The organism is Anabaena sp. FACHB-83, assembly GCF_014697485.1.
Taxonomy (GTDB): domain Bacteria; phylum Cyanobacteriota; class Cyanobacteriia; order Cyanobacteriales; family Nostocaceae; genus Nostoc_B.
On sequence record NZ_JACJRY010000023.1, the window covers coordinates 94,973 to 100,972 of the forward strand.

3 protein-coding genes are annotated in these 6,000 nt (G+C 39.0%); 1 reads left to right on the forward strand and 2 read right to left on the reverse strand.

Annotated elements, in window-relative coordinates; all coding sequences use genetic code 11:
* The first annotated feature begins 377 nt into the window (after positions 1-377).
* The gene (murF, locus tag H6G79_RS23690; RefSeq protein WP_190592334.1) at positions 378-1,739 is read left to right on the forward strand and encodes a UDP-N-acetylmuramoyl-tripeptide--D-alanyl-D-alanine ligase; all 1,362 of its coding nucleotides are present in this window, start codon (positions 378-380) and stop codon (positions 1,737-1,739) included.
* A 73-nt stretch (positions 1,740-1,812) separates the two neighbouring features.
* Here the strand turns inward: murF and H6G79_RS23695 are convergent, their stop codons facing one another.
* A complete protein-coding gene (locus H6G79_RS23695) occupies positions 1,813-3,711 on the reverse strand; it encodes an EAL domain-containing protein (RefSeq protein WP_242048527.1) in 1,899 nt (632 codons plus the stop codon).
* 843 nt (positions 3,712-4,554) lie between these two features.
* Positions 4,555-5,826: a tetratricopeptide repeat protein gene (locus tag H6G79_RS23700; RefSeq protein WP_190592342.1), complete on the reverse strand. Its 1,272-nt coding sequence runs from the start codon at positions 5,824-5,826 to the stop codon at positions 4,555-4,557.
* Positions 5,827-6,000 lie beyond the last annotated feature (174 nt).

Genomic DNA, 6,000 nt, shown 5'->3' on the forward strand with positions numbered 1-6,000 from the left:
TGTTTGATACTTATTTTTCCTGACTATGGACTAAATCATTAAACAACTAACTGCGAAAACCAAGGTATTTTGTGTGTTTTTGCCTTGGCAAAAATGCCAATTAATGGTCAAAAAATTGGAATTTGAGGATGGATGATGACAAAATTCGGCTATGATGTATGCTTTGTCATTTTTAAATCGACAAACTGGATTTTTATTTCGTAAAATAAATCACTCCTTGAATCATCGCTAAAAATTGCTGGTGAAAAAAAGCGTGGTACTTGGTTTTTTGTTCATCAAGATTATACGATGAGATAATTTTATATTCGTCTCCTTTATGGACGATTTAGTGCAGAAAATAGATAATCATTTTTTATAAAAATCATCCCAAAAGCTCTATGTCTTGGTCTTCTACCTTATCCCAACTGTTACAAGTGATTTCGGCTCAATCTGCTAATTTATCAGAGACGGCGTTAACTCAAGTTAGTATTGGTGTCCAAACAGATACTCGAATTCTTCAACCAAAAGAAGTATTTCTGGCTTTACGGGGTGAAAAGTTTGATGGTCATGATTTTATCCCCACTGCGATCGCCAAAGGCGCATTAGCCGCAATTGTCGATTTTGACTACGAAAATTTGGAATTTCCAGTTTTAAAAGTCAAAAACACCTTAGCAGCTTATCAACAAATTGGTCGATGGTGGCGCGATCGCTTTGAAATCCCAGTGATTGGGGTAACGGGTTCTGTGGGTAAAACGACAACCAAAGAATTAATCACGGCTGTTTTATCTACCCAAGGCAAAGTACATAAAACCTTCGGCAATTTTAATAATGAAATTGGTGTACCGAAAACTCTCTTAGAATTAAATGGCGAACATGATTATGCTGTGATTGAAATGGCGATGCGGGGTAGAGGGCAAATTGCCGAACTCACCCATATTGCTAGACCAACGATTGGGGTAATTACTAATGTTGGCACAGCCCATATTGAGTTATTGGGATCAGAAGTAGCGATCGCCCAGGCAAAATGTGAATTACTCGCCGAAATGCCAAAAGATAGCGTGGCAATTTTAAATTACGACAGTCCTTTATTAATTGCCACAGCCAAAAAAGTCTGGTCGGGTGAAGTTTTAACTTACGGTTTATCGGGCGGCGATATTCACGGTAAATTGATTGATACTGAAACTATAGAAGTCGCTGGGATAAAATTACCTCTGCCTTTAGTGGGTCGTCATAATGCGACGAATTTTTTAGCAGCTTTGGCTGTAGCTAAGGTGTTGGGGATTGATTGGTCTACTTTAACAGAAGGCGTGGCGGTGGATATGCCGACCGGGCGATCGCAACGTTATGCTCTGCCCAATGATGTTGTAATCTTAGATGAGACTTATAATGCTGCACCAGAAGCAATGTTAGCAGCGTTGCAATTATTGGCAGACACTCCCGGAAATCGCAAAATTGCCGTATTAGGTGCGATGAAAGAATTGGGAGAGCGATCGCCACAATTACACCAAAAAGTCGGTGAAACAGTCCGTAACTTGCATTTAGACGGTTTACTAGTGTTGGTAGATGGGCAAGATGCGGCAGAAATAGCCCACAGTGCCGAGGGTATTCCTGCCGAGTGCTTTACTACTCACAGCGATTTAGTCGCACGGCTCAAGACTTTCATTCAACCAGGCGATCGGATTTTATTTAAAGCCGCCCATTCGGTCGGCTTAGACCGGGTTGTTAATCAACTGCGAACAGAATTTGCTGCAAAGTGCTGAGTTGAAAGTGCTGAGTGCTGAGTGCTGAGTACAAGTACTAACCTCCAGCCTGTAACCTGTCAATCTATCAAATTTAGTTCAACAAAAACGGAACTGGTCGCGCCACCCCATAACCTTGGGCATAATTTACCCCAAGGTTTTGAATTACTTTTAAAATTTCGTTATTTTCCACAAACTCAGCAATAGTTTGAATACCCATAACTTGACCAATTTTATTAATCGCATCGACCATTGCTAAATCAATTGGTTCTTCTACAATATGCTTGACAAAACTACCATCTATTTTTAAGTAATCAACTGGTAAATTTTTGAGATAAGCAAAAGAAGACATTCCACTACCAAAATCATCTAAGGCAAAGCAGCAACCAAATTCTTTAAGTGCGCGAATAAATCCAACCGCTTTACCTAAGTTTTTGATAGCGACGGTTTCGGTAATTTCAAAGCAAATTACTTCTGGGGGAATTTGGTGTAATGTAAACTGGTCACACACAAAATCAATAAATTGGTCATCGTTGATACTCGCACCAGACAAATTAATAGTATATAAACAGCCCCGCGAATTTTTAAATCCAGGACAATGATTTTTTTGAAAATCTACACACTGCGCTAAATGGGTAAAAAATGTGTGAATTACCCAACGGTCTATAGTTTGCATCAGATTATAGCGTTCAGCAGCCGGAATAAACGCCATTGGTAAAACTAACTTACCTGTTTCATCAACTAGTCGTAAAAGAATTTCGTAATGTGTTGTTTCTGAGTTGCTGTTTGTTACGGGAACAATCGATTGATAATAAAGCCGGAAGCGATTATCTTCTAGTGCTTGTGTGATTTTGCTTACCCATTGCATTTCACCATATTGTCTGACTAAATCCAAATCATCAGCTTGGTAAATATGGACACGATTACGTCCTTGGTTTTTAGCAACATAACAAGCTGCATCCGCCGCACTCAAAGCGCGATTCATATTTGGTGTATCGTGATTTAGGGCAACTAAGCCAATGCTGATGCTGAGATTAAAAACTTTATCTTGTTGCCAAACAAAGCGAAATTTTTGGGTTTTTTCTCTGATGGTATTTGTAATCAATACTGCGGCTTCAAGAGAACAGTTGTGGAAAATAATGCCAAATTCATCTCCGCCTAAACGTGCCAAGGTATCGCAAGAACGGATATAGGTCTGAAACAAATGGGCAACTTCACATAATAGTTCATCTCCAGCCGTATGACCGCAAGTATCATTGACAATTTTGAATTGGTCTAAATCTAGATAACACAATATATGTTGTTCTTTGCCAGTTTGGGCGTTGTTCACCGCTTGGGTGAGGCGGTGTTCAAACTCGCGTCTGTTGACTAGTCCTGTTAAGCTATCGTGGCTGGCTTGCCAAGATAATGTCACTAAAGCCAGTTCTTTTTCCGCAAACAAAGCTTGTTCAGTAATTTGACGTTCGGCAATTTCTTGTTGTAATTGTTCTAAAGCTGTTAATAACTCGTTTGTGCGGTGGGTAACTCTTGTTTCTAATTCTTCATTGGTTTTTTTGAGGGCAACTTGCGATCGCCTGCGTTGATGATCAATAATGTTGAGCGATCGGGCATTGCGCCAAATCAACACGGCAAACGTAATCATATTCAAAATACTTAAAATACACAGTCCAAATTCCGCAGTATAAATCTCCATTCGATACCCAAACAAAACTAGCCAGAAAATAACCGGCGAAAACACAATTACTGCTGGTAATAAATTCCTCGCCATGATTCCGCCTGCGCTTTGACTCGTGACTATCATCATTAACCCACGCTCTAGACAGGCAAACAAAATGCCAAGGATTAGTAATATAAATGCAATTTCTGTATGTATTGCTATTGATGTGAATGAGCTAAATTGATAAAAATGTGCATTTATCAAACCAATAGCAGTGTTAGCTTTCATGGCTATCCATCCTGGTATAACGCTTTTCAGCACTTCAATATCTTTCATGCAGCCAATAAGAACTAAACAGCTAATCACAATGACTGCAATACTCGTTTTTTTGTGAATCAGACTGGAATACAGGGTTGAGTGAGGAAGACTGGAAACAAAATTGAACATGATGAATAGTCATAGTTAATTTAACCAGCAAATATCATGTTACATGCTAGTTTGGCATAAAAACCACATATATGAAAGTATGCAATCTTGAAATTCACACTAATTTTTGGTTAATACTAGTTCTTGATAAAGTTGTTATGGAGATTTTATACACAGCATCTCTACAAGATTTACAGCATATTTCGAGTAAATGAGGTACAAGCGTAAAACCCAAAACCATGTAGAGACTTTATATGTAACGTCTCTACAGTATTCCACGAATATACCAACTGCTGTATTTATCACCGCTAGTTTATTCAATAAATTGTTCCGCTATAAACCTGAATAAAAAAAGTCCGCTAATGCGGACTAAATATAAGGGCTAATTGTTACTTGTATGGGCAAGAAATACTCCATCTGGCATTTTTATTATTTCTAATTTGAGTCCATAAATCAAGGTGATAAACTTATTTTTCGGACATAATTAACAAGGAAATAAGGAATAGTACGTGATAATTTTATGCAAAAAAAAGTCCGCGAATGCGGACTAAGGACATTGGATAAGGTTAGGTTGTCACCAAGATCGCTTACTCTTTATGAGAGTTATTTTTATTCTGATCTACACGCTCTTGAAAATCAAGTATTATTCAACAGGTATTTAGACATAACTCCTGATATTCTGTCTCTTGATAATCTAATATTCTGAAATATTAATCAACCAATTGGTGGAATTTTGAATATTAATTTCGGCGATTATCTACCGCGATCGCCTTCTAAATCTTCAATCACTCTTTGCAAATACCACTCATCTGATCTGCCAGGATAATCATCTTGTTTTTGGTCAATTAAGCGTTGAGCAATTTCCCAATAACCGCCAACCAAGCGTAAAAGTTTTTGTCTGAGTAAGTTATATTTTTGTTTATTAGACTCTGGATAAGCTGTTTGAATTTTTTGCAGACTATCTAAAACTTGTTGATAATTATCCCAATCTTCTTGTTCACAAAAAATACTCGCGGCGCGTTGATAATCGGCAACAGCACTTTGCATTTCTTCAAGTAATGTATAAGCAATGCCGCGATTATAGTAAGCTTGGGCATCATCAGAGTTAATTTGCAAAGCTTGACTATAATCTTGAATTGCGCCTAAATAATTACCCATTGCGCGATAAACATTACCTCTGGCAACATATATCAAAGCATCTTCGGGCTGCATTTGCAGTGCTTGGTTAAAATCTGCGATCGCACCTTGATGATCTCCCAACAAAGCACGAGCTTTACCTCGGTTACGATAAACAATCGCATCTTGAAACTTGAGTAACAGTGCTTGGTTAAAATCTGCGATCGCCTCACGATAACTACCCATTTTGCACCACACCACACCCCGACAGCAATAAGCCTGAGCATCTTGAGGATCAGCTTGTAATACCCAGTTTAAATCTGCGATCGCTGCTTTGGTATCTCCTTGTTCAGCTTTGTCTAAGAGTTGGGTAAAATAATCTTTCGTAGAGATAATTGGCGCAGTTACAGAATTTTGGGGTTTTACTGCTGGTTTTGCTGGCGGTTGTAGCTGTTTAATTTTTTCCAGACACAGACGACAATTTTCCTTATCTTTTTGCTCTAAGTATAATTCTGCCGCTTGTTTAAAACTAGCGATCGCATTAGTAATTAACCCTTGCTTGCGTTGGACTATTCCCCGCAAACTATATGCGGCTGCATAATTTCCCCGCAGATGAATCGCCTGTTCCACATCATCCAACACCCCAGGTAAATTTTTCAAGGCTAACCGCGCCAATGCACGACTGTAGTAAGCTTCTACAAATTTCGAGTCTATTTTTAAAGCTTCGGTATAATCGGAAACTGCCGGCAGAATTTGTCCTGAATCATAATACGCCAAACCTCTGTGCAGATAAGCCTCAGTATCGAATGGCGCAACTTGGATAACTTCACTAAAATCTGCGATCGCCCCAGCATAATCTTTTTGCTTGGCCTTTTCTAGCCCCTGAAAATAGAGTTCGTGATGATTCATAATCAGTAATTTATAAGTGTATGTTGCAATCTGCTCACCGTAACTCCTATCTTGCACCATAATGAACTACCCCTGGCTAACTTCGTTTGAGCCAGGGGTTTCTACATCCCCTAGCGTAGCCTGAGATTTTTGACGCTTCATTTGACCCAGGTTCTTCATGCTTCCCGCAGTCTT

Bases quoted from the DNA above. Each gene is read 5' to 3' on its own strand.
- murF (WP_190592334.1), top strand. From the start codon at position 378: ATGTCTTGGTCTTCTACCTTATCCCAACTGTTACAAGTGATTTCGGCT.
- H6G79_RS23695 (WP_242048527.1), bottom strand. From the start codon at position 3,711: ATGAAAGATATTGAAGTGCTGAAAAGCGTTATACCAGGATGGATAGCC.
- H6G79_RS23700 (WP_190592342.1), bottom strand. From the start codon at position 5,826: ATGAATCATCACGAACTCTATTTTCAGGGGCTAGAAAAGGCCAAGCAA.